General features: G+C 59.0%; 1 protein-coding gene. It reads left to right on the top strand.

Annotation, left to right across the window (positions count from 1 at the left end):
- Nucleotides 1-278: TonB-dependent receptor plug domain-containing protein (locus tag H6A34_RS15715; protein WP_205106120.1), on the top strand; the 278-nt coding region annotated here is incomplete at both ends.

The raw sequence follows: 278 nt of genomic DNA, 5'->3' as shown, positions 1-278 counted from the left end.
AAGCCGCAGACGGTAAACGTGGCCGGAAAGAGTAGTGTAACAGTTACAATGGAAGATGAGGCTACTGCACTCGACGACCTCGTTGTCATCGGTTACGGCTCCGTTCGCCGCAAGGACCTTACCGGTTCCGTGGCCACTGTGAGCAACGAAGCCCTCGCGGCTGTTCCGGTTGCGTCAGTAACCGAAGCCCTCACGGGTAAGATGGCCGGCGTAAACATCACCACGACCGAGGGCTCGCCCGACGCCGACGTGAAAATACGTGTACGTGGAGGAGGCTC

The sequence above is a fragment of the Marseilla massiliensis genome (assembly GCF_016899855.1).
Lineage (GTDB): Bacteria > Bacteroidota > Bacteroidia > Bacteroidales > Bacteroidaceae > Prevotella.
This window is presented reverse-complemented; position numbering and strand designations above follow the sequence as displayed.